The organism is Nitrogeniibacter aestuarii (genome assembly GCF_017309585.1).
GTDB lineage: Bacteria > Pseudomonadota > Gammaproteobacteria > Burkholderiales > Rhodocyclaceae > Nitrogeniibacter > Nitrogeniibacter aestuarii.
This window is the reverse complement of the sequence record NZ_CP071321.1, coordinates 3210525-3233010: the sequence shown is the minus strand read 5'-3', so window position 1 is coordinate 3233010 and position 22486 is coordinate 3210525. Positions and strand designations below refer to the sequence as shown.

Here is a 22486-nt window from a genome sequence, read left to right as displayed (position 1 = left end):
CCGGTTTCATTCATCGTGGAGCGCCAGAACTGGTCCATTCGCTGGGATGGCATACAGATTTGCGAGCGAATCAACCTGCGCAGTCCTGGGGTGGCTGGAATCTGCGCAAGTCCTGAACGGGTGACGGGGGCAGTGGCGCACTTCGGCAGTCAGTTCCTGTGGCAAGTGTGGCATCCGTACCAGTCAACATCGAACAAGGTGGTCATCAGCTACTTCCATGGCAAGCCCGAAGACGGCCCGGAGATGGCGCGGCATGTTGACTGTTTTCTCAAGCACCTAGACCGCATTGATCGGGTTATCGTCGCAAACAGATCAGTCCATGAGCGATTGCTTTCGTGGGGTGTGCCTGCTCAGCAGTTGGCATTGATTCCGATCGGCGTCGACACAACCCGCTTTCGACTTCCGACGGATGCAGAACGCATGGAGGCGCGGCGCCGTTTCGGCGTGCCTGACGGTATGGTTGCGATCGGATCGTTTCAGAAAGACGGTGTCGGCTGGGGTGATGGGATGGAGCCCAAGTTGATCAAGGGCCCAGACCTTTTCGTAGAGACTGTCGAAAGGCTCAACCGCGATTTCCCGGTTTTCGTCGTGCTTACCGGACCGGCGCGCGGCTATGTCAAACAGGGGCTGGACTCCCGGGGAATCCCTTATTCCCACCACTACCTCGAGAATTACTTCGACGTTCCTCACGCTTACCATGCGCTCGACCTGTATCTGATGACCAGCCGCGAAGAGGGCGGGCCTAAGTCGCTCCTAGAATGCGCGGCCTCGGGTGTGCCCGTCGTCTCATCACGGGTCGGCATGGCGCCTGATGTGATTGACGATGGCGTGACCGGCTGCCTCACCGATGTCGGAGACATCGATGCAACGCATGCCGCCGCAGCGAGCCTGTTGTCGGATGTCGCGAAACGAGTCCAATTGAAGGCGGTCGCGCGTGACCGAGTCGCGGCCTATGACTGGTCGGTGGTGGGGGATGCGCATTTCTCGGAAGTGTACGAACCTTTGCTCAGGGACATGGGTTTGCGCGCGTGACTCGGCAACATGACCCACTTCTCAAATCTTTGGCGCGAACAGGTTACCGGACCGCGCTCGGCCTCAAGACCGTGTCGGATACGCTCTGGCCGACTCCGCAGGACGTTAGGGTCTTTTATGGAGGTGCCCGTAGCGGTGATGTCGGCGGGCCATTGGTCAAGGTCAAGCGGCTGCAGGAGTTTTTCCCGGAATACCGTCAGGGCTACTCACTGGTCTATCTGCTGAGTAACGCGCCTTATCTGCCCCCATTCGCGCTCTCTGTTCTCAAACACCGAGGGATTCCGATGGTGCATAACCAGAATGGTGTGTTCTATCCGGGCTGGTTCGAGGGTGACTGGGCGCGAGAAAATCGCAAGATGGCGGATTCCTACCACGCTGCGGATTACATTTTCTGGCAGAGCGAGTTCTGTCGCCGCTGCGCTGACCGCTTTCTGGGCGATCGCGACGGGGAAGGCGAGATTCTGTTCAATGCTATCGACACGGGCCGATTTACGCCGCGCAGTCGGGGCGATGAGCACGAAGGCCCTTTCGTATTTCTGCTGACAGGCAAGATCGGCCGACATCTGGCCTACCGTATCGACGGCTGCGTCGACGCATTGGCCGAGGTGACGCGGGCAGGACTCGAAGCGAAGCTGGTGGTTGCCGGGTGGGTTGATCCAGAAGTTGTCAGTCACGCGTGTCGTCGGGCTGAAAAGGCCGGCATTGGAGAGAATTTGAGTTTCACCGGAGCCTACACACAGGAGCAGGCACCGGGGATCTACCAATCGGCCGACGCCTACTTGATGACCAAGCATAATGATCCTTGCCCAAACACCGTACTCGAAGCGATGTCGAGCGGGCTCCCAATCGTCTACTCCCATTCGGGCGGTGTGCCGGAACTCGTCGGGCCGGATGCTGGCGTCGGGGTCTGGGTTGAAGAAGACTTCGAAAGACACCATGAGCCTGAGTCCTCCGCGCTTGCAGATGCCATGTTGCAGGTGGCCGAACGCCAGCCGGTCATGTCGGATCACGCACGGAAAAGGGCGGTTGCCCGCTTCGACATCGAGCACTGGATTGAGCGCCATTCAGTCGTCTTCAATCGTTTAGTCAAGGAGAGATCATGATTCGTGGGGCGACCAAGCGCTTTGCCCTAGGTTTGGCGGGGTTGTTTTCGACGCTATGGAGAGTCGTTCCGGCATTGGTGCGAAAGAAAGTCTTTTTTGGGATGTTCGTGCTCGAATCGAGGCAGCGTGATCCGGCCGAAGGGCTCAGACGGTTACTGGAGATCAAGGATAAACTCGATCTGACGATCAATGAGCGTGCGATGGCGTACGGCAAAGCCGAGCATCCGAAACATCGACTGACCCGGTACCACGATTTCTTTGTCAATCGGATCACGGATGGCGAGCGGGTTCTGGATATCGGTTGCGGTTATGGTGCTGTGGCGCGCAGTATCGCGCGGGCTCATTCGAACAGTGTCGTTGTCGGCGTCGACCAGGATGTTCCGCGCCTCACTCAAGCACGCTCTTCTGAGAACCCCGAGAATCTGCGCTTCCATGAAGGGGATGCCACCAAATCCGTGCCGGAGGGGCCATGGGACGTTGTTGTCCTCAGCAATGTGCTCGAACACATCCATGACCGGGTTGGCCTTTTGGTCGCGCTTCAGACGTCCACCCATGCCGCGCGCTACCTGATCCGTGTTCCGCTGTTCGAGAGGGATTGGCAAATGGCGCTGCGTAGGGAACTGGGCGTTGATTTCCGCTCGGATGATGACCACAAGATTGAGCATACGCTCGCAGAGTTCCAGGCAGAGGCCGAACAGGCAGGTCTTGTGATCGATCACATGGCAACCCTATGGGGTGAAATCTGGGCTGAATGTTCATTGGCCTCGCCACAGGTTATTGCGAGATGACTCAGCGAACGCTTGTTTCCGTCGTGATCCCTTGCTACAACAGCGGCGCGACGATCGAGCAGACGGTGGCGTCGGTGCGTGGCCAGAGTTGGGAAGAGGTCGAAGTGGTCGTCATCGACGACGGATCGTCTGATCCGCAAACGGTCGAAGTGCTGTCGCGATTGCAGGGTGTCCGCCTGATTCGACAGGAGAACAGTGGCTTGCCGGCGGCGAGGAATCGAGGTTTTGAGGCCGCGAACGGGCACTTTGTTCTACCACTGGACGCCGATGACTGGATTGAGCCCGACGCTATCGAGTCGCTCATGAGGGCGCTTCAGACCCAGCAGGATTGCGCTTTCGCTTACGCGCACATGCAAATGGAAGGCGAGGCGAGTGGTGTGCTACGCAAGTCGTACAATTTCTTCGAACAGCTGTTCCTGAACCAGATGCCGTATTGCCTGCTCATTCCCAAGTCCGTTTGGCAGGAAGTCGGCGGCTACGACGCTTCGATGCGTCGCGGCTACGAGGATTGGGAATTCAACATCCGTCTCGGTGCCCGCGGATATTTCGGCACCGTTGTTCCACGTCCGCTATTTCATTACCGCGTGGCTAGTTCAGGCATGCTGATTTCCCAGTCAAACAGACTCCACGGTGCGCTGTGGCGCGAGATTCAGGATCGTCATCCGGGCTTGTATCGTTGGCCGTCAATCTTCAGCCAGTGGAGGTTGTGGCGCGGACGGCCGTCCACCTATCCGCTGCGCTTGTACTTCCTATGGCTGGCGGCGCATCGGGTACTGCCCGAGGCCATGTTTGGCGCCATGTTTCGCTGGTTGCGCGATCGGTCTCACTCCAAGCGTGTCACCGCTAGGGCCGCCGGAGGCTGAGGCATGTGTGGCATTGCTGGATTCTGGCACCGGACCGTTTCAGGCCTCGATCTGCAGGCCATTGCCGGTAGAATGGCCGATGCTTTGACGCATCGAGGCCCCGATGAACGCGGCGTTTGGGTTGAAACGCATCGGGGTTTCGGCATGGGGCATCGGCGGTTATCAGTGGTGGATCTGTCGCCTGCGGGCGCCCAGCCGATGTGTTCGAGCGATGGACGCCTGGTCGTCGCCTTCAACGGGGAGATCTACAATCATCTCGCGCTACGCGAGGATCTCCCTGCGCAAGAATGGCGGGGCCATTCGGATACTGAAAGCTTGCTCGCAGCGTTCTCGCATTGGGGCGTCGAAGCGACGCTGCCAAGACTGGCGGGCATGTTTGCAATTGCCGTATGGGACCGCGACCTGGGCTCGCTCTTGCTAGCGAGAGATCGTCTTGGCGAGAAGCCGCTGTATTACGGTTTCACTGATGGGGCACTGTTCTTCGGGTCGGAACTCAAGGCGCTCGCCCAGTTTCCTGGCTGGCGGGGTGAAATAGACCGATTTGCGCTCGAACGTCTTGTTCGTTTCGGGTACGTGCCCACGCCACTAACGATCTGGCAAAACGTATTCAAGTTACCGCCGGGACACTTTTTGCGTATTGGTGATGTGGCTGAACTGTCGCCCGCTAGGAAGCCACGCCCATACTGGCGGGCGGTGGATCACTGGGGCAACGAGAAAATGCTGCTCGATGACGGTGCGGCGGTCGGTGAGCTCGAGTCCCGGCTCAAGGAGTCGATATCTGGTCAAATGATTGCGGATGTGCCGCTCGGCGCATTCCTATCCGGTGGTGTTGATTCGTCGACTGTGGTGGCGCTGATGCAGGAGGTGTCTCAACAGCCGGTCAAGACCTACACGATCGGTTTCGACAACGAAGCGTACGATGAGGCGAGATACGCAAGACCCGTGGCCAAGCACCTCGGTACCGACCACACGGAACTCATACTTTCTGCCGGTCAGGCGATGGAAGTCATTCCACGGTTGAGCGAAATCTACGATGAGCCTTTCGGAGATTCGTCGCAGTTGGCAACGGCCCTGGTGTGCTTGATGGCTCGACAGCACGTCACGGTATGTCTCTCGGGCGATGGCGGCGATGAGCTATTTGGCGGCTACAACCGGTATCTCTTTGCTCCCGGCATATGGAGGCGAATGGCTCCGCTCCCAACCTCCGTCCGGGCATTGTTACGCCGTGTCCTAAGCTCGATCTCGCCCGCCTCATGGGATGCTCTTGGGCGTGCGCTTCCACAGCGATTTATGCAGCCCATGATGGGGGACCGCATCCACAAGCTGGCCGGTCTTCTCGATGCCGGTAGTCCTCAAGAACTCTACCAGCGGCTGACCGCCCAAAACCTCGCTGCAGACAAGGTCGTACGCGCTGCTCCTGCGTCACGACCGTTGTTCGCGTTGGCGCAGAGGAAGGATTTCGATGATCGATGCCCAGAGGCTTCGTTTGCTCAGCAGATGATGATCGAAGACCTGCTCTCCTACCTGCCGGATGACATTCTGACCAAGGTCGACCGGGCCGCCATGTCGGTCAGTCTGGAGACTCGCATACCCATGCTTGATCACCGGGTTGTTGAATTTGCTGGAGCACTGCCGCATCGTTTCAAAATTCGCGACGGGCAGGGCAAGTGGTTGCTCCGGCAGGTGCTCTACAAGCGTGTCCCCCGGCATCTGATTGAGCGACCCAAGCAGGGCTTTGGTGTGCCGATTGATGCCTGGCTACGAGGCCCGCTCAGAGAGTGGGCTGAGCATCTTCTCGACGAGCGACGGATGCGCGAGGATGGCTGGCTCGAACCAGAGCTGATCCGAAAGGCATGGGCTAACCATCTGTCGGGGCGCCAAAACTGCCAGCACTGGCTCTGGAACATCTTGATGTTTCAGGCGTGGCGGGAGCGTTGGACGTGAAAGTCTGCCAGTTGTGTAATGTTGATTTCTTCCTGAAGAAATTCTTGTTGCCGTTGGTCGACGGGATGGTGGAAGCAGGTTGGGAAGTCACGTCCGTGTGTTCTGATGGACATTACGTGCAGGGCATGCGGGCCGATGGCTATCGTGTCCATACGGTACCGATCGCCAGAAGCATGAATCCATGGTTGGCTTTGCGGTCGGTATGGGCGCTAGCGCGCTATTTCAAGCGCGAGAGATTCGACGTCGTCCACACGCATACGCCGGTCGCGGCGCTGATCGGTCGTCTCGCCGCCCGCATTGCGGGCGTTCCGCTCGTGGTCAACACAGCCCATGGTTTCTACTTTCACGATGAAATGCCGCCGTGGAAGCGCAGGGTATTTGTTGGGCTCGAACGCTTCGGCGGCCGCTTTACGGACCTTCTCTTCTGTCAGAGTAATGAGGACGCGGACGATGCCGTGGTTGAAGGTATAAGTCCGGCTGACCGCACTGTCGCAATTGGTAACGGAGTAAACGTATCGGCATTCGATCCTGCACGGGTGCGAGACGCGCTGAGTGTGCGCGCTGAGCTTGGCATCCCTTCGGAAGCCTACGTTGTCGGTCTCGTTGGCCGACTGGTGCGCGAGAAAGGCGTCGCCGAATTCCTGAAGGCTGCGACCGTGCTTGCGCCAGAATATCCGGACCTCTACGTTTTGCTTATCGGTGAGCGCCTGGCAAGTGATCACGCTGCCGGTATCGACGAGGAGTTTGCCGATGCCAAGCGCGTGCTGGGCTTGCGCCTTGTGGCGCCCGGCCTGCGCAATGATATCCCTGACCTGGTCGGTGCCATGGATGTGTTCTGCCTGCCATCCTGGCGGGAGGGTATGCCCCGTACCATCATTGAGGCGATGATGATGGCCAAGCCGGTCGTTGCGACCCGTATTCGTGGCTCAAGAGAGGAGGTCGTTCATGAAGAGACCGGATTGCTCGTGCCATTGAAATCGACCACTGATCTGGCGGCAGCAATTGGCCGCCTCGCTGCCGACCCCCAATGGGGGCGTGGGCTGGGACTCGCCGGGCGTGAGCGAGCACTCAGCATTTACGACGAGCAGAAAGTCGTTGCGCTGCAGATCGAGCGGATTCGTCACGAGTCTAAGGTCAGGGGGTTGAATCGGCAGGTGCTGTAACCGGGCCATCTTTGTTCGGTTGACTAACAGATGAAGCGTTACAATACAGGCCATTTTTCAGACGGAATACGGATTCGATGAAAATCACTTTCCTCGATTTTGAACAGCCCATCGCCGAACTTGAAGGCAAGATCGACCAGCTTCGCTATACGCAGGACGATTCGGCTGTCGATATCTCGGAAGAGATCAAGCGCCTCGAAGGCAAGAGCCAGACGCTGACCAAAGACCTGTATGGCAAGCTCTCGCCGTGGCAGATCAGTCAGGTGGCGCGTCATCCGCAACGGCCGTACACGCTTGACTACGTCAAGCACATGTTCACCGATTTCCAGGAACTGCACGGCGACCGGGCCTTTGCCGATGACAAGGCCATTGTGGGCGGTCTGGCGCGTTTCGACGGGCAGTCGTGCGTGGTGATCGGCCACCAGAAGGGGCGGGACACCAAGGAAAAGATCCTTCGCAATTTCGGCATGCCACGGCCTGAGGGCTATCGCAAGGCGATGCGCCTGATGCGCACGGCCGAGAAGTTCAACCTGCCGGTGTTTACGTTTGTCGATACGCCCGGTGCCTATCCGGGCATCGGCGCCGAGGAGCGGGGGCAGTCCGAAGCGATCGGGCACAACCTGTTCGTGATGGCCGAGCTTAAGGTGCCCATCATTTCGACGGTCATCGGCGAAGGCGGCTCGGGCGGTGCGCTGGCCATTGCCGTGGCGGACCAGTTGTTCATGCTTCAGTACTCGACCTATTCGGTGATTTCGCCTGAGGGCTGCGCCTCCATCCTGTGGAAGAGTGCGGATCAGGCGAGCGTGGCCGCCGAAACCATGGGCATCACGGCGGCCCGCCTCAAGTCGCTGGGGCTGGTGGATAAGGTGATCAGCGAGCCGACCGGTGGTGCGCATCGCGACCATGCTGCCATGGCCCAATCACTCAAGAAGGCCTTGGCCGATGCCTTGCGCGTGCTCTCCGACATGCCGACCACCAAGCTGATCGAGCAGCGCTACGAGCGGCTCATGAGTTATGGCAAGTTCAAGGACGGGGCAAACAGCTGAGCCCATGGCCATCGTCATCGAGACGGTGGCCGATGTCCTGGCCCGCGCCGGCATCGGGCCCGGCGACCGGCTCCTGGTGGGTTACAGCGGCGGGGTCGATTCCACGGTACTGCTCCATGCGCTCGCGCAATTGCGCGGGCGTTTTTCGTTTGAGCTGCTGGCGCATCATGTTCATCACGGGCTGAGTCCCAACGCGGATGCCTGGTCGGCCCATTGCGAGGCCGCCTGCCGGGCGATCGCTGTGCCGTGCACCGTGACCCGAGTCGCACTGAGTCGCACCGGGGAGGGCCTCGAGGCGGCGGCCCGAGCCGCTCGTCATCGCGCGTGGGCGGCCAGCGAAGCGAACTGGTGGGTGACCGCGCACCATCAAGGCGATCAGACCGAGACCGTTCTGTTCCGGCTGTTGCGCGGGGCGGGCGTGGCCGGGGCCGCGGCCATGGCTCCGGTGGTGTGTGTGCCGGGTCAGCCGGGGCGCTTGCGACCGCTCCTGGACGTGCCACGGGCCTGTCTCGTAGAGGCGGCGCGTGCGTCCGGGCTGGGCTGGGTCGAGGATGAGAGCAACACCGATACCCGCTACAGCCGGAATTTCCTTCGCCAGGAGATCTTGCCGCATTTGAGATCGCGTTTTCCCGGCATGGATGCGGCCTTCGGTCGGGCCGCATCGCACTTTGCCGAGGCAGCGCAGATGCTCGATGAGCTCGCGCAGATTGATCTTGAACAGTGCGGCGAACGTCCGATAGCGCGGCCCGTGTTTCTGGCTCTCAGCCCGTCACGGAAGGCGAACTTGCTGCGCCATCTGCTGCGGAAGATGTCGAGCCGAATGCCGGATGAATCAATGACGACCGAGGTGCTCAGGCAGGTGACCCATACCCATGCCGACAGATCACTGACCCTGCGCCTGGGCGATGTGGTCTTGCACGCTTATCGCAACCACCTCTGGCTGACACCATCGCTTCCGTCAGTACCGGATGCGGTTGAACGTTGGTCGGGCGAATCCCTGTTGACGTGGGGTGAGGGGGAGGTGTGCATGAAACGTGTCGTTGGTATGGGGCTGGATGCCGCGCTGATCGAGCAGGGTGTGTTGAGCGTTCGTCGTCGTTGGCCCGGATGCGCGATGCGCATGCGCAACCGGCCGCTGAAAGCTTTCAAGCAACTGGCCCAAGAGGCTGGGGTGCCGCCGGTGGAGCGTGATCGGCTGCCGGTGGTTTGCCTCGATGGGCAGCCGATCTGGATCGCCCGGATCGGTGAGTCTCAGCAAGCCCTGTGCCCCGCAGGGCAGGCGGGAGTTGTGTTCGAATGGGTGCGACCCGACATCTATTGCGACGTGATCGACTGATCCGGCAAGGTTTCAATGGCGGCGGGCGGTGTCATGCCGAACAAGGCCATGGTCTCCTCGATCATCTGGCGGTGCTGGTCAGGACAGGCGGCGTGCCAGGCTTTGAGCAGAGCTTCAAAATCCCCCGTTGCGCCGCCTTCACACCGGCTGAGGTAAGCCATGGAGGCAATGCTGCCGGGCGCGGCTTCGAACAGGGTGAGCAGGTGGTTGGCAACGACCTCGTTCTTCTGACGCTGGTACGGATCGGTGCCCAGACTGTGTGCGTGCGCTTCATACCATTGCGCCAGGCTCTCGCCGTCAGGCAGTTGCCGGTGCGGCGCCTCGCGCAGCAGTCGTTCGTATCGCTTGAAGAGTGCTGCGCTGGGATGCCAGGGGTGGCCCGGATCTGCCCAGCGCTCGGCGAGACGTCTGAGTGAGTACAGGCTTGCGGCCTCACACAGACTCTCTTCGAACCACTGCAGTTCATTGTTGGTTCGTGACTGTGACATGTGCCGGAGCGAAAAATTGGCATACACATGGCACAGCTCATGGGCGTACTGGTACGCGAACTGATACCAGCGCCCGTCTCTGGCCGAGAGGCGCACCTGATATGTCGTTTCCGGCCCGCGATCCCGAAGTACGATCGGGCCGTCATGGGTGGGTGCGACATGAAAGCGGGCGGGGCCGGCGCTGACGCGGGCATTGGCATAGATGGCGTGGACTTCGCGCAGCAGGCCTTGGAGCGTGTCGATGTCGGTCGCGCCCCAGCCGAACGGTTCGATCTCGATGAAAACCTCGCTGGCAGACCCGGCGACTGGCAATGCGTCAGCGCCGCTTGCGTGCGGGTTCGCCATGACGTTGGCCGCCAGCAGGCCGAGGGCCAGGGTGGCGACGTGAGCCGTGCGTCTCGTCAGCTTCTTGAGCATGTTCTCCATGGCGAGCGAGGGAGGAACCGGGTCATCCAGTGTATGCCGCGATCCGGCATTGGAAAAGAATTGTCGGGGGCGGTGTAAGAAATCCGGAGGTGGGTCTGTCTCATCAGTGCAGGCACGAGAAACCCGTGCGGAATATGCCGATGATCTGAAATCACGGTTCCGCGCTTGTCTCGATGTCCAGACAGTCACCGGCCTGACGCCGGCTATCAAATGTTCAGGAGTACATCATGAAGACCCAAATCAAAACCGTTATCGCCCTTGCCGCCATCGCCCTCGCACCGCTTGCCGGCGCTACCTCGGCCGATCCGCATCTCGTTGTCCAGTCTGCACTCTGGGGTGACGGCCCGAGCTACGGCTATACTCAGAGCGCCGCTGCCGGCCTGCGCGGTCCGGCCGGCCCGGTGATGGATGATGGCGCTGTCAGTGCCGACCCGCACGCGTCACTGCAGCACGTCTTTTTCGCTGAAGGGCCGAGCTACGCCTCTCGCGATGCGCTGGGTGCCGGGCTGCGCGGTGCTGCTGGTCCGGTCATGGAAAAGAGTGTCCATGCGAGCACGAACGTCTTCGTGTATCGCGATCACTTCACCGCTGACTGACCGGAACACCTGAGGCACTTCACGGCGGCCGGCTGTCCCTGAGGGGCAGTCGGCCGTTTTGATGTCAGGGGTTTCAGGCGTCGCTATCTGCCTCAGGGGTGATGCTTTCGTAGAGGCCGGCCAGGGTCAATTGCTGGGCCAGTTCGACCGCGGAGCGCACGCCCATCTTGTCGAACACGCGTGCTCGATGAACCTCGACCGTCCGCATCGAGATGTTCAGTTCGTCGGCGATGACCTTGTTGAACTTGCCGGCAAGTATCAGCCCCATGACCTCACGTTCGCGCGTGGTCAGTTGCTCCATACGGTGGGCGACATCCTCCTGGGTGGCGCGCTGCTCAGCCAGGCGTTCGTCCTCTGCCAGCGCGGACTGGACGATGTCGACCAGGGCGTTGTCGTCGAAGGGTTTTTCGATGAAATCGAAGGCGCCCCGCTTGAGCGCGCCCACAGCCATGGGGACATCGCCATGGCCCGTGATGAAAATGATCGGCATGAGGTTGCCGCGCCGGCGCAATTCATTCGAGCAATCCAGCCCGCTCATGCCGTCCATGCGGATATCCATGACGATGCAGCCGCGACGGTCTGCGGTCCACGCGTCGAGGAAGTCCTCGGCCGAGCGCCAGGTCTCGCAAGGCACGTCGCGGGTCTTGAACAGCCAGGCGAGGGCGTCGCGAATGGCTTCGTCGTCGTCAACGATGTGGGTCAGCGGCTTGGCGTGTGTGCTCATCATGCGTGCGGGAGTGAGAACGTGAAGATCGTACCACCGTGCGGGTTGTCTTCGAAGGTGAGCCGGCCGTTGTGCAGTTCGGCGATGGAGCGGCAGATATTCAGGCCCATGCCCATGCCTTCGTCCTTGGTGGTGAAAAAGGGCTCGAAGATCCGCTTGGCGGCTTCGGGGTCGATACCGCGGCCGGCGTCGGTCACACGCAGGTATACCTGACGATCCTCGCCGAAGGTTTCGACCCGGATGGTGCGTGGGCGGTCCGTGGTATCGCGCATGGCGTCCATCCCGTTACGGATCAGGTTGATGGCCACCTGTTCGAGCATGACCGGGTCTGCGTTGACGGGCAGCGGCATGGGGGCGAACTGGGTGTCGATGTTGACCACCCGCTTACGGGCATCGGCCTCAACGAGGGCGACCGCTTCGGTGATGATGCTGTTCAGGTCGATGGATTCGCGTTTGGGTTCGCTGCGCCGGACGAAGTCGTGCACGCGCCGGATGATGTCGCCGGCGCGGCGGGCCTGGCGGGTGATCTTGCCGATAATGTCGCGCAGTTCAGCGGTGTCCGACAGCGGTTTTTCGAGCTGGTTGATGCATCCGGAGCTGTAGCTTGAAATGGCGGCCAGCGGCTGATTGAGTTCATGGGCCAGCGTCGATGCCATTTCGCCCATGGTGATCAGGCGCGAGGTGGCTTGCAGGCGCTCTTCTTGCTGGCGGGTCATGGCCTCGGCCCGTTTCTGGCTGGTGATGTCGAGGAATGAACCCATCCACCCGGCGTGGGTACCGGTGGCATCGATCAGGGGTGCCTCGAAGATCAGTGCGTCGATCATGTGTCCGTCTTTATGGCGGAAGCGGATTTCAACCCCTTCACGCGGTGCACCGCTGGCCAGGATCTCATCGTGGATGGCCCGGGTGCGTTCGATATTGTCCGGGTCCCAGTACGGCATGGGGGGGGCGACGCCGATGAGCTCGTCCTCGGCAAAGCCGGTCATCCGGCAGAAGGCCGGGTTCACAAAGGTAATGCGTCCCTCCATGTCGCGCGCTCGAAGTCCTGTGAGCAGTGAGCCTTCCATGGCCTGACGATAGGAGATCTGCTCGCGCAGGGCCATTTCCGCCTGTTGACGGCCGATCGTGTGCTGGCGCAGTTGCCACAGGCTCCAGACGATGACGCCGCCGAGAAACACCAACGCGCTGATGAGCAAGACCGGCACCCAGCGGGTGGGGGCCTTGTAGGCGGTGACCTTGAGTGTGAGCCCGTAGCCGGGCGGGTCGAAGGCGATGGCGTATTGCTGGTGGCCGGGCTGGGCTTCGACCTTGGATTTGGCGGCGATCTCATGGCCATCGGCGTCATGAACGCTCACCCGGTAGCGCTCCGAGAACCACCAGGGCAGCTCCCGCACCACGAGGTGCTGCATCGAGTAGACCCCCACAACCGTGCCCACGTAACGGCTGCCCGTGAAGACCGGCACGTGCACGTTGAAGCGCCATTTGTCGCCAAGCACCGGATAGGCGGCACCGTAGACGGGGCGCCCGACGGCCTGTGCCAGCCGGGCGTCTTCGGTCGAGGGCAGGGCGCCGCGGGTCTCACCCACGCTGACATCTTCTGATGCGTAGGGACGCCCGCCGAGCGTGTTGCCTTCGCTGTCCAGCCACTGAATCTGGACCAGGCCGGTATCCGGCTTCAGTAGCTGGTCGATGCGGGCATCGGTCTTGGCGCTGACTTCGTTCTCCGAGAGCAGGGATTGTCCGGCCTCGGCGAGGTATTCCTCGTTCCGGTCCAGGCGAAAGCGCAAGTCCTGCTCCATCCACAGCACGTCGTTGATGAGGGTCTCGCGCTGCTTCTCGTCGTCGAAGTGCCGGGTCATCCATACCAGCGCGATGATCCCGATGAGCATCAGGCCGAGCGTGATGGAGGGCAGGCGCCAGTACCAGGCGGGTGTGGTAGCGTAAGCGCGTTGATCGGTGTGGGGCATGGCGCGGAAAAAAGTCGGTGGTTCAGCGCATGATGCCCGCTTTGTTCGGTCTAAGAAATGCTGGAAAACAACAACAGGAGGAGATGGACCCGTGTGTTTGCGTACATGGATCCTCGGGCTTGTGCTCGGGTGCAGTGCCCTGCCGGTCATCGCTGCCGAACCGATGGTGCTTAAATTCAGTCACGTCGTGGCGCCGAATACGCCCAAGGGGCTGGGGGCAGAGAAATTCGCCGAACTGGCGGCGCAATACACGGCAGGCGCCGTTCGCGTGGAGGTCTATCCAAACAGTTCCCTCTACAAGGACAAGGAAGAAATGGAGGCGCTGCAACTGGGCGCCGTCGAATTCATTGCGCCGTCGCTGGCCAAGTTCGGCCCATTGGGCGTGCGTGCGTTCGAAGTGTTCGATCTGCCTTACATCTTTGACAGCGCCGAGGCGCTGCACAAAGTGACTCGCGGGCCGTTGGGCCAGGAAATGCTCGCATTGCTTGAGCCTCGCGGCATCAAGGGACTGGCGTTCTGGGACAACGGATTCAAGTCCTTCTCTGCCAACCGCCCCATCCGCCGGCCGGAAGATTTGCGTGGGCTGTCGATGCGCATCCAGTCGTCGAAAGTCCTCGACGCACAGATGCGCGCGCTGGGCGCTTCTCCGAGGGTGACTGCGTTTTCCGAGGTCTATCAGGCGCTGGCGGCGCATGTGGTCGATGGCACCGAGAACCCGCACTCGAACTTCTATACCCAGCGAATGAACGAGGTGCAGTCGCATATGACGCTCACCAATCATGGCTATCTGGGCTACGCCGTCATTACCAATGCAAAGTTCTGGAATGGCCTGCCTGGCAGTATCCGGGCTGCCCTGGAGCGCGCCATGCGCGATGCCACCGAATACACCAACACGATTGCCCGGGCCGAGAATGAAAAGGCGCTCGAAGCCGTGCGTTCAGCCGGCACGACCGAGATTCACGAACCGACCGAGGAGGAACGGATCGCCTTCAAACGTGCCCTGCTGCCTGTGCACAAAGCCATGGCGGGCTGGATTGGCGAGGGCCTGATCGAGGATATCTACGATGAGACGGGATTCGACCCGGACGCCCTCGAATGAGCGTGGTCAATTCCGGTAACGGGTGAAGATGGGAGTTGTCGCCGTTTATTGCTAGAATGCTCCGTTAAGCTTTTTCTTGAACCACTTAGACGTACTGGAGCACATCCATGGCAATCGAACGCACCCTGTCCATCATCAAACCCGACGCCGTCGCCAAGAACGTGATCGGCAAGATCTACCAGCGTTTTGAAGACGCTGGCCTGAAGATCATCGCGTCGAAGATGGCTCACCTGTCCGAGCAGGAAGCAGGTCAGTTCTACGCTGTGCACAAAGAGCGCCCCTTCTTCAAGGATCTGGTCGAGTTCATGACCTCCGGTCCGGTGATGATCCAGGTGCTGGAAGGTGAAGGCGCCATCGCCAAGAACCGTGAGCTGATGGGTGCCACCAACCCGAAAGAAGCCGCTCCGGGCACCATCCGTGCCGATTTCGCGGAATCCATCGACGCCAATGCGGTCCACGGTTCCGACGCACCGGAAACCGCCGCGGTTGAAGTGTCCTTCTTCTTCCCCGGCATGAACGTTTACAGCCGCTGATCGCTGCGGTTTGCTCGCCAACAGGGTCGGCCCGGTCGTCGGGCCGATTCCTATTTGAGGCGAGGAGTAGAAACACCATGGCAGACAAGGTCAATTTGCTCGATTTCGACGTCGATGGTCTCATCGACTGGTTGGCTGCGCGCGGTGAAAAGCCGTTTCGCGCAAAGCAGGTCGTGCGCTGGATTCACCGTTTCGGTGTCAGCGATTTCGATCAGATGACCGATGTCGCCAAAAAGCTGCGCGCCACGCTCGCCGAAGAGGCGGTCGTGAGCTGCCCGCAACCGATTCGAGACGCCGAATCGTCCGATGGCACGCGCAAGTGGCTGATCGACGTCGGTAACGGCAACGCCGTCGAAAGCGTCTTCATTCCCGAATCCAATCGCGGCACCCTGTGCATTTCCTCGCAAGCCGGCTGTGCGCTGGACTGCTCGTTTTGCTCCACCGGCAAGCAGGGCTTCAATCGCAACCTGAGCGCCGGTGAGATCATTGGTCAGCTGTGGCTCGCCAATCGCCTGCTGGGCGCGACGGCCGATGGTGAGCGTGTGATCAGCAATGTGGTCATGATGGGCATGGGCGAACCGCTGGCCAACCTCGATAATGTGGTGACGGCCCTCAAGCTGATGCTCGATGACCACGCCTACGGCCTGTCGCGTCGCCGCGTCACGGTGTCCACGTCCGGCATTGTCCCGGCGATGGATCGATTGCGCGAAGCCTGCCCGGTGGCCTTGGCGGTCTCCCTGCATGCACCGAATGACAAGCTGCGCGACGAACTCGTCCCCATCAACCAGAAGTACCCGCTCAAGGAATTGCTGGCGGCCTGCAATCGCTATCTGACGGCAGCGCCGCGCGATTTCGTGACGTTCGAGTATGTGATGCTCGACGGTATCAACGACGCCGACAGCCACGCCCGCGAGTTGATCTCCATCGCGCGCGAAGTGCCCTGCAAGTACAACCTGATTCCGTTCAATCCGTTTCCGAACTCGCCTTATCGTCGAACCCCTGCCGAGCGGATTCGACGCTTTGCCGGTATCCTTCAGGACGCTGGACTGGTCGCGACCACCCGCAAGACCCGCGGCGATGACGTGGATGCGGCTTGCGGCCAGCTGGCGGGCCAGGTGCTCGACAAGACCCGCCGCACCCAAACCATTCAACCTGCGAGTACGCTCCGTTCATGACGTTCAGCAAAACTGCGCTAATGGCGATCCTCCCGGTCGTGGTGCTGGCCGGGTGTAACACCAATCCCGCCCGCAACACCAACCCCAATTCCTCGGCCGATTTTCAGCGGCCCGCGTCCGAGCGGCCGGTCACGACCAGGAATCAGCGAAGTGCCAAGGTGCATACGGATCTGGGAATGGCTTACTACTCGGCCGGACGCTTTGGTGTCGGGTTGGACGAAGCCCGTATCGCCCTGGCTTACGACCCCAACTACGCGCCGGCGCATCATCTCAATGCATTGTTGCTGGTCTCTCTGGGGGACAAGGCGGCGGCTCAGCAAGCCTTCGAGCAGGCCATACGCCTGGCGCCCGGTGATCCTGAAATCAATAACAGCTACGGCTGGTATCTGTGCGTCGAAAAGCGCTATAACGAGGGCATGGAGCGCCTCGCCATGGCGTCCAGGAACCCGTATTACGATGCAGTGACGCGGCCCCTGACGAACTCTGGTCTGTGTCTGATGCTGCAGCAAAAGTATGCAGAGGCAGAGCCATTCCTTAAAAGGGCGGTTGCGGCAGACCCGAACAACACGCAGGCGCTGCTCAATCTGGCTGCCGCTGCCTTCTTCCGCGAAAACTACGAGGCGGCCCACGCCTACCTCAACTCGGCCCATCAGCAAGGTGCGGTCTCGGCCGAGTCCCTGTGGCTGGGCGTCCGGATCGAGCACAAGCGCGGCGACAAGGACAGTGAGGCCACCTATGCGAGCCAGCTCAAGAGCCGTTTCCCGACGTCCCGGGAATATCAGCAGATGATTGAAGGGAAATACGAGTGAGCGAGATGCTTGATCATTCCGGCGAGGCTTCAATCCCGGCGGCTGCCGGCGTCGGTGATGTCCTTCGTTCGACCCGCGAAGCCCAGGGCCACACGGTGGCCGATGTGGCGCAGGCGCTCAAGCTGACCCAACGCCAGGTCGATGCGCTGGAATCCGAGCGCTTCGAGTTGCTGCCGGGGGCTGCCTTTGCGCGGGGTTTCTTGCGCAACTATGCCAAGCTGCTCGGGCTTGATCCCGAGCCCTTGCTGCAGTCGCTGGCACGAACCGATGGCGTCGGCTCACCGGAGCTGGCGCCCGTATGCAATGCCGAGGGCACCATGCCGGCGGGCAACGACGGTTTTCGGCCGTTCGGTGCCCTGGTGGCGTTCGCGGCCATCATTCTCCTCGGTGCCGTCGCGCTGGGCTGGTATTTCGACTGGTTTGCCCAGCCGCGAGAGACCGGTGATACGGCGGATGCCATGGAAACGCCCGTGGCACCGGCCCCGGTGACGCCCGTACCGCCGAGCATCGACGTGACGCCGGTGGTGATTCCGGATGACGCGCCGGCTTTGCCGGCCGATGCGCCTGTGGGGATGCCCGACAGTTCGACTGTCGAGAGTGACGGTGTCGGCGTGCCAGGCGAGGCCGTGCCCGGCGACGGCGTTGCGCCGGGGGTGGGTGGCGACGCTGTCGCACCCGCGGGAGAAGCGCCGCAGCCTGCCCCTGAGACGACGGCGGCCCCCGAGGCCCAGTCGACGGCCGCTGAAGCGGCTGGCGTTACCTCCACGGCCGAGGCCGGTGAGCCGACGCAGAGACTGGTGTTCCGGTTCAGTGGGGAGTCCTGGGTTGAAGTGCGGGACGCCTCCAACAAGATCATTTTTGCGCGCACCAATCGCCCGGGCTCTGTTCAGGAGATCCAGGGCGAACCACCCTTCAGGCTGGTGGTGGGCAATGCAAAGGATGTCGCACTCGAATACAAGGGTAAGGCAGTCGATCTGGCGCCGCATACCAAGATCAGTGTGGCCCGTCTGACGGTGGAATGATCATGCGGGAAACGATTCACGCAGGCGCGATGAAGCGTCGGCAGACGCGTCAGGTCCGGGTCGGGAATGTGCTGGTCGGCTCCGATGGGCCGGTCGTGGTCCAGTCGATGACGAATACCGATACCGCCGATCCGATCGCGACCGCGATTCAGGTGGCCGAACTGGCGCGTGCGGGCTCCGAGATGGTTCGCATCACGGTGAACAACGAGGATGCTGCCCGGGCCGTCCCCGATATCCAGGCTCAGCTCGACCGCATGGGCGTCTCTGTGCCGCTGGTCGGGGACTTTCATTACAACGGCCACCGTTTGCTCAATGCGGTGCCCGAATGTGCCCAGATTCTGGCCAAGCTGCGGATCAATCCCGGTAACGTCGGTGCTGGCGCCAAGCGCGATACGCAGTTCGCGGAAATTGTCGAAATCGCCTGCAAGTACGACAAGCCGGTGCGTATCGGCGTCAATTGGGGCAGCCTGGATCAGTCGGTCATGGCCCGCGTCATGGATGAAAACGCCAGGCGGGTCGAGCCGCTGGATGCCGGCGCTGTCATGCGCGAAGCACTGGTCACCTCTGCCCTGGAATCGGCGCAACTGGCCGAAAAGGTCGGGCTGCCGGGTGACCGGATCATCCTGTCCGCGAAAGTGTCGAGTGTCCAGGATCTGATCGCCGTGTACCGCGACATGGCTCGGCGTTGTGATTATCCGCTGCATCTGGGTTTGACCGAGGCCGGGATGGGCTCGAAAGGCATCGTGGCGTCCACGGCAGCCCTGTCGGTGCTGTTGCAGGAGGGTATTGGCGATACCATCCGCATTTCCCTCACGCCGGAGCCGGGTGGCGCCCGGACTCAGGAAGTGGTTGTGGCGCAGGAGATTCTGCAGACCATGGGGCTGCGCGCCTTCACGCCCATGGTGACCGCGTGTCCCGGCTGCGGGCGTACCACCAGCACCTTTTTCCAGGAGTTGGCATCGAAGATCCAGTCCCATGTTCGGGATCAGATGCCTGTCTGGCGAGAGCAATACGATGGCGTCGAGAACATGACGCTGGCCGTCATGGGATGCGTGGTCAATGGGCCCGGGGAGAGCAAACATGCCGATATCGGCATTTCACTGCCTGGCACCGGCGAGACCCCGGCTGCGCCTGTGTTCGTCGACGGCGAAAAAAGCGTTACCCTGCGGGGCGACAATATCGCCGCCGAGTTTCAGGCCATCGTGGACAACTACGTGGCAACCAGATACACGAAGAAAGCGGGCTGACCCGCATAAAAGATAAGAAAGACAGACCAATGAGTCGAAGTTTGCGTGCCGTCAAAGGCATGAATGACATTTTTCTGGACGAGGCGGAGACCTGGGAACAGTTCGAAACGCTGATCCGGGACTGGCTGAAGAGTTACGGTTATCGCCCCATCCGCACGCCCATCGTCGAACCGACTGCGCTGTTCACCCGGGCGATTGGCGAGGTGACCGACATCGTCGAGAAGGAGATGTACTCCTTCGAAGATGCCCTCAACGGCGACCGGCTGACGCTACGGCCCGAGAACACGGCCTCGTGTGTTCGTGCCGTCATGCAGCACAGCCTGCTCCATTCGGGGCCGAAGCGCCTGTATTACTACGGCCCGATGTTCCGCCATGAGCGTCCGCAGAAAGGCCGTTATCGTCAGTTCCACCAGATCGGTGCGGAAGCCCTCGGCTTTGACGGGCCCGACATCGATGCAGAACTGATTCTGATGTGCGCTCGCCTGTGGGATGACCTGGGGCTGGAAGATATTCGTCTGGAGCTCAATTCACTGGGTTCTTCCGAAGAGCGAGCCGGGCACCGTGCCGCACTCATTGAGTATTTCGAGGCACATGCCGAGCAGCTCGATGAGGACGCCACGCGGCGCCTGCACACCAACCCATTGCGTATCCTCGATACCAAGAACCCGGACATGCAGGCGCTGGTTGAGGCCGCACCACGGCTGGATGCCTATCTTGGTGAAGAGAGTCGAGCGCACTTCGATGGTGTGCAGCAGATTCTCAAGGACGCCGGGATTCCCTACACCGTGAATCCTCGTCTCGTCCGCGGGCTCGATTACTACAACCGGACCGTGTTCGAGTGGGTGACCGATCGGCTGGGTTCCCAGGGCACTGTCTGCGCTGGTGGCCGGTACGATGGCCTTGTGGAGCAAATGGGCGGCAAGGCGACGCCTGCCGCCGGCTTCGCCATGGGGGTCGAGCGGCTTCTCGCCCTGTGGCAGGAGTCGGGTGGCGAGCCGGAACGTGAAGTGCCCGACGTCTACCTCGTCCATCAGGGTGAGCTTGCCGATCGCATGGCGTTTGGCGTGGCCGAAGGCCTGCGCACGCAGGGTTTCTCGGCCATCCTCCATTGCGGTGGCGGTAGTTTCAAGAACCAGATGAAAAAGGCTGATGCCTCCGGCGCACCCTGCGCCGTGATCATTGGTGATGATGAAGCGCAGGCGGGTGAGGTCACCCTCAAACCGATGCGCGATGGCGGCGAGCAACAGCGTGTTGCCGTCGATGCCCTGGCCGATGTGCTGGCCGACCTCCTATTTGCCGTGGAAGACGACGATGGCAGTGTATGACCTCGAAGAACAGGAACAGATTGACGAACTGAAGGCCTGGTGGAACAAATGGGGCAATCTGATTACCTCGATTGCCGTGGCCTGTGCCGTGGCCTCTGTCGGCTGGCAGGGCTGGAAGTGGTACCAACGCCAGCAATCTGCCGAGGCCGCCGGTCTGTTCGCCGTGGTCGAGAAGGCCGCTGCCGCTGGTGACGCTGCCGCCGCTCGTGAAGCCACCGGCAAGATCGTCGGCGAGTATGGTGGCACCCCTTACGCCACGCTTGCCTCCTTGCGCTCGGCCAAGATCCAGGCGGATGCCGGTGAAACCGACAATGCCGCACTACCGCTGGAGTGGGTCATGAAGCACGGTGACCTGCCCGCCGTTCGGGACATTGCACGGTTGCGTCTGGCCGCGGTACGCCTGAATGCTGGCGATGCCGCTGCAGCCGAGAACCTTCTGACCGATCCGGTCGATGAAACGCTGATGGTGCGCTACAACGATTTGCGTGGCGATGCGCTGGTGGCAGCAGGCAAGCCGGCTGAGGCTCGCGCGGCCTACGATGCTGCCATCGAGTCGCTCAATGCCTCTCCCGTGGTGGGAGATCGCAGTATCGAAATCATTCGCCTGAAGCGCGACGCGCTTGCCGGAGGTGCCCAATGACCGAATCGCGTTCCATGTTCCGTCTGCTTCCCGTGGTCGCGGCACTTGCGTTGGGGGCGTGTTCGTCGCTCAACCCGTTTTCTGACGATGGTCCGAAAATGGCGGAATTGCGGGACATTCAGTCAAAAGTGACGGTGTCGCCGCGTTGGTCGGCCAGCCTGGGTGACGCGGGCATCTACCGGTTCAACCCAGCCGTGGTGGGCAACGATGTCGTCGCCGCCAGCGCGGAAGGCGTGGTTGCCCGTTTCACCGAGGCGGGGCAGGAGCGTTGGCGAACCAGGCTCGAAGGCGGTCTGACGGCCGGAGTGGGCGCTGACGAAGGGCTTGTGGTTGTGGCCAACGGGAAGGGCGAAATCATTGCCCTGGATGGGGCGAACGGTCAGGAAAAATGGCGCAAGCCCGTCAATGCCGAGGTGCTCGCCGAGCCTGCCGTGGCCCAGGACTACGTGGTCGTGCGCACGTCGGACAACCGGCTGTTCGGGCTCGATCGCAGCACCGGTGAAACCGTGTGGACATACAAACGAGTGACGCCGCCTCTGACGCTGCGCACCCAATCGGGCATGCTGGTCGACAAGAACGTCGCCGTGACCGGTTTCCCGGGAGGCAAGCTGGCCGCGCTGAATCTGAATAACGGCGGGCTGATCTGGGAACTGACCGTGGCCTACCCCGAGGGGACCACTGAGATTGAGCGCTTGGCGGATGTGACCGGTGTCCCGGTGCTGTATCGCCAGAATCTGTGTGCTGCCACGTTCCAGGGGCGCGCATCGTGCTTCGATATCACCAACGGCAAGACCATCTGGAGTCGACCTGCATCGACCAGCGTCGGCATCGCTCGTGATGCGCGTCAGGTCTACGTGTCGGAGACCGCCGGTGCTGTGGCTGCGCTGGATGCCTTCAGCGGTGCCAGCATGTGGCGCCAGGGAGATCTCACCAATCGTCAGCTGAGCGCTCCGGTGTTGACCGGTGGTGGCATTCTGGTGGGCGACGCCGAGGGCTACGTTCACGTGCTGGACCGATCGACGGGAGCCTTCATCGGCCGCGCCCAGACGGATGGCAGTGCCATCAAGGCGGCGCCTCAGCCGCTGGGTGACTCGGCCGTCGTACAGACCCAGAAGGGTCGTCTCTACGTCTTTGACGTACGCTAAGGTGGTCGCCAGACT

At 61.4% G+C, this 22486-nt stretch carries 21 protein-coding genes; 18 read left to right on the top strand and 3 right to left on the bottom strand.

Annotated features, from left to right (window positions below; translation table 11 throughout):
* The first annotated feature begins 15 nt into the window (after positions 1–15).
* From J0W34_RS15065 to tilS, 8 genes are all read left to right on the top strand, one after another.
* Positions 16–1032, top strand: a complete 1017-nt coding sequence (locus J0W34_RS15065; protein WP_230969325.1) for a glycosyltransferase — start codon at positions 16–18, stop codon at positions 1030–1032.
* Between the two features lie 152 nt (positions 1033–1184).
* Positions 1185–2135, top strand: coding sequence for a glycosyltransferase family 4 protein (locus J0W34_RS15060; protein ID WP_230969324.1), 951 nt, complete (start codon positions 1185–1187; stop codon positions 2133–2135).
* Entirely contained in the window at positions 2132–2923 is a 792-nt protein-coding gene (locus J0W34_RS15055; protein ID WP_227818017.1) for a class I SAM-dependent methyltransferase, read from the top strand. Before J0W34_RS15060 ends, J0W34_RS15055 begins: the two co-directional genes overlap by 4 nt.
* Positions 2920–3786, top strand: a complete 867-nt coding sequence (locus J0W34_RS15050) for a glycosyltransferase (protein WP_230969323.1) — start codon at positions 2920–2922, stop codon at positions 3784–3786. Before J0W34_RS15055 ends, J0W34_RS15050 begins: the two co-directional genes overlap by 4 nt.
* Positions 3787–3789: 3 nt before the next feature.
* Positions 3790–5730 (top strand): asparagine synthase (glutamine-hydrolyzing), encoded by a 1941-nt coding sequence (asnB, locus tag J0W34_RS15045; RefSeq protein ID WP_230969322.1) that lies wholly within the window; start codon positions 3790–3792, stop codon positions 5728–5730.
* Positions 5727–6893: a glycosyltransferase family 4 protein gene (locus tag J0W34_RS15040; RefSeq protein ID WP_227818014.1), complete on the top strand. Its 1167-nt coding sequence runs from the start codon at positions 5727–5729 to the stop codon at positions 6891–6893. The genes asnB and J0W34_RS15040 overlap by 4 nt, the downstream gene beginning before the upstream one ends.
* Before the next feature lie 77 nt (positions 6894–6970).
* Complete coding sequence (locus J0W34_RS15035) at positions 6971–7939, top strand: acetyl-CoA carboxylase carboxyltransferase subunit alpha (protein WP_227818013.1); 969 nt, start codon at positions 6971–6973, stop codon at positions 7937–7939.
* Positions 7940–7943: 4 nt separating this feature from the next.
* Positions 7944–9275: a tRNA lysidine(34) synthetase TilS gene (gene tilS / locus J0W34_RS15030; RefSeq protein WP_227818012.1), complete on the top strand. Its 1332-nt coding sequence runs from the start codon at positions 7944–7946 to the stop codon at positions 9273–9275.
* Here the strand turns inward: tilS and J0W34_RS15025 are convergent.
* Complete coding sequence (locus J0W34_RS15025; protein WP_227818011.1) at positions 9254–10180, bottom strand: hypothetical protein; 927 nt, start codon at positions 10178–10180, stop codon at positions 9254–9256. The genes tilS and J0W34_RS15025 overlap by 22 nt on opposite strands.
* A 236-nt stretch (positions 10181–10416) precedes the next feature.
* On the opposite strand from J0W34_RS15025, the gene J0W34_RS15020 reads away from it, so the two are divergent.
* Positions 10417–10785 carry a hypothetical protein gene (locus tag J0W34_RS15020; RefSeq protein ID WP_227818010.1) on the top strand — a complete coding sequence of 123 codons (369 nt, stop codon included), beginning with the start codon at positions 10417–10419 and terminating at the stop codon, positions 10783–10785.
* A gap of 73 nt (positions 10786–10858) precedes the next feature.
* Here the strand turns inward: J0W34_RS15020 and J0W34_RS15015 are convergent, their stop codons facing one another.
* Both J0W34_RS15015 and J0W34_RS15010 read right to left on the bottom strand, forming a co-directional pair.
* Positions 10859–11512: a response regulator transcription factor gene (locus J0W34_RS15015; RefSeq protein ID WP_407941100.1), complete on the bottom strand. Its 654-nt coding sequence runs from the start codon at positions 11510–11512 to the stop codon at positions 10859–10861.
* Complete coding sequence (locus J0W34_RS15010) at positions 11509–13476, bottom strand: sensor histidine kinase (protein ID WP_227818009.1); 1968 nt, start codon at positions 13474–13476, stop codon at positions 11509–11511. Before J0W34_RS15010 ends, J0W34_RS15015 begins: the two co-directional genes overlap by 4 nt.
* Before the next feature lie 91 nt (positions 13477–13567).
* Between J0W34_RS15010 and J0W34_RS15005 the strand changes: the two genes are divergently transcribed.
* The 9 genes from J0W34_RS15005 (at position 13568) to bamB (ending at position 22471) form a co-directional block, all read left to right on the top strand.
* A complete protein-coding gene (locus J0W34_RS15005; RefSeq protein ID WP_227818008.1) occupies positions 13568–14575 on the top strand; it encodes a TRAP transporter substrate-binding protein in 1008 nt (335 codons plus the stop codon).
* 107 nt (positions 14576–14682) lie between these two features.
* On the top strand, positions 14683–15108 hold the full coding sequence (ndk, locus tag J0W34_RS15000) for a nucleoside-diphosphate kinase (RefSeq protein WP_227818007.1): 426 nt from the start codon (positions 14683–14685) through the stop codon (positions 15106–15108).
* A gap of 77 nt (positions 15109–15185) precedes the next feature.
* Positions 15186–16283, top strand: coding sequence for a 23S rRNA (adenine(2503)-C(2))-methyltransferase RlmN (gene rlmN, locus J0W34_RS14995; protein ID WP_227818006.1), 1098 nt, complete (start codon positions 15186–15188; stop codon positions 16281–16283).
* Complete coding sequence (gene pilW, locus J0W34_RS14990) at positions 16280–17092, top strand: type IV pilus biogenesis/stability protein PilW (protein WP_230969321.1); 813 nt, start codon at positions 16280–16282, stop codon at positions 17090–17092. Before rlmN ends, pilW begins: the two co-directional genes overlap by 4 nt.
* A 5-nt stretch (positions 17093–17097) precedes the next feature.
* Entirely contained in the window at positions 17098–18114 is a 1017-nt protein-coding gene (locus J0W34_RS14985) for a RodZ domain-containing protein (RefSeq protein WP_230969320.1), read from the top strand.
* 2 nt (positions 18115–18116) lie between these two features.
* On the top strand, positions 18117–19361 hold the full coding sequence (gene ispG / locus J0W34_RS14980; protein ID WP_227818003.1) for a flavodoxin-dependent (E)-4-hydroxy-3-methylbut-2-enyl-diphosphate synthase: 1245 nt from the start codon (positions 18117–18119) through the stop codon (positions 19359–19361).
* Positions 19362–19390: 29 nt separating this feature from the next.
* Positions 19391–20686 carry a histidine--tRNA ligase gene (hisS, locus tag J0W34_RS14975; RefSeq protein WP_230969319.1) on the top strand — a complete coding sequence of 432 codons (1296 nt, stop codon included), beginning with the start codon at positions 19391–19393 and terminating at the stop codon, positions 20684–20686.
* Positions 20673–21326, top strand: a complete 654-nt coding sequence (locus tag J0W34_RS14970; RefSeq protein WP_230969318.1) for a YfgM family protein — start codon at positions 20673–20675, stop codon at positions 21324–21326. The genes hisS and J0W34_RS14970 overlap by 14 nt, the downstream gene beginning before the upstream one ends.
* Positions 21323–22471, top strand: a complete 1149-nt coding sequence (gene bamB, locus J0W34_RS14965) for an outer membrane protein assembly factor BamB (protein ID WP_230969317.1) — start codon at positions 21323–21325, stop codon at positions 22469–22471. The genes J0W34_RS14970 and bamB overlap by 4 nt, the downstream gene beginning before the upstream one ends.
* Positions 22472–22486: the final 15 nt, after the last annotated feature.

Bases quoted from the DNA above. Each gene is read 5' to 3' on its own strand.
- J0W34_RS15055 (WP_227818017.1), top strand. From the start codon at position 2,132: ATGATTCGTGGGGCGACCAAGCGCTTTGCCCTAGGTTTGGCGGGGTTG.
- rlmN (WP_227818006.1), top strand. From the start codon at position 15,186: ATGGCAGACAAGGTCAATTTGCTCGATTTCGACGTCGATGGTCTCATC.
- J0W34_RS15015 (WP_407941100.1), bottom strand. From the start codon at position 11,512: ATGATGAGCACACACGCCAAGCCGCTGACCCACATCGTTGACGACGAC.
- J0W34_RS14970 (WP_230969318.1), top strand. From the start codon at position 20,673: ATGGCAGTGTATGACCTCGAAGAACAGGAACAGATTGACGAACTGAAG.
- J0W34_RS15020 (WP_227818010.1), top strand. From the start codon at position 10,417: ATGAAGACCCAAATCAAAACCGTTATCGCCCTTGCCGCCATCGCCCTC.
- pilW (WP_230969321.1), top strand. From the start codon at position 16,280: ATGACGTTCAGCAAAACTGCGCTAATGGCGATCCTCCCGGTCGTGGTG.
- ispG (WP_227818003.1), top strand. From the start codon at position 18,117: ATGCGGGAAACGATTCACGCAGGCGCGATGAAGCGTCGGCAGACGCGT.
- J0W34_RS15010 (WP_227818009.1), bottom strand. From the start codon at position 13,476: ATGCCCCACACCGATCAACGCGCTTACGCTACCACACCCGCCTGGTAC.
- J0W34_RS15050 (WP_230969323.1), top strand. From the start codon at position 2,920: ATGACTCAGCGAACGCTTGTTTCCGTCGTGATCCCTTGCTACAACAGC.
- bamB (WP_230969317.1), top strand. From the start codon at position 21,323: ATGACCGAATCGCGTTCCATGTTCCGTCTGCTTCCCGTGGTCGCGGCA.
- tilS (WP_227818012.1), top strand. From the start codon at position 7,944: ATGGCCATCGTCATCGAGACGGTGGCCGATGTCCTGGCCCGCGCCGGC.
- J0W34_RS15025 (WP_227818011.1), bottom strand. From the start codon at position 10,180: ATGCTCAAGAAGCTGACGAGACGCACGGCTCACGTCGCCACCCTGGCC.
- asnB (WP_230969322.1), top strand. From the start codon at position 3,790: ATGTGTGGCATTGCTGGATTCTGGCACCGGACCGTTTCAGGCCTCGAT.
- J0W34_RS15035 (WP_227818013.1), top strand. From the start codon at position 6,971: ATGAAAATCACTTTCCTCGATTTTGAACAGCCCATCGCCGAACTTGAA.
- hisS (WP_230969319.1), top strand. From the start codon at position 19,391: ATGAGTCGAAGTTTGCGTGCCGTCAAAGGCATGAATGACATTTTTCTG.
- J0W34_RS14985 (WP_230969320.1), top strand. From the start codon at position 17,098: ATGCTTGATCATTCCGGCGAGGCTTCAATCCCGGCGGCTGCCGGCGTC.
- ndk (WP_227818007.1), top strand. From the start codon at position 14,683: ATGGCAATCGAACGCACCCTGTCCATCATCAAACCCGACGCCGTCGCC.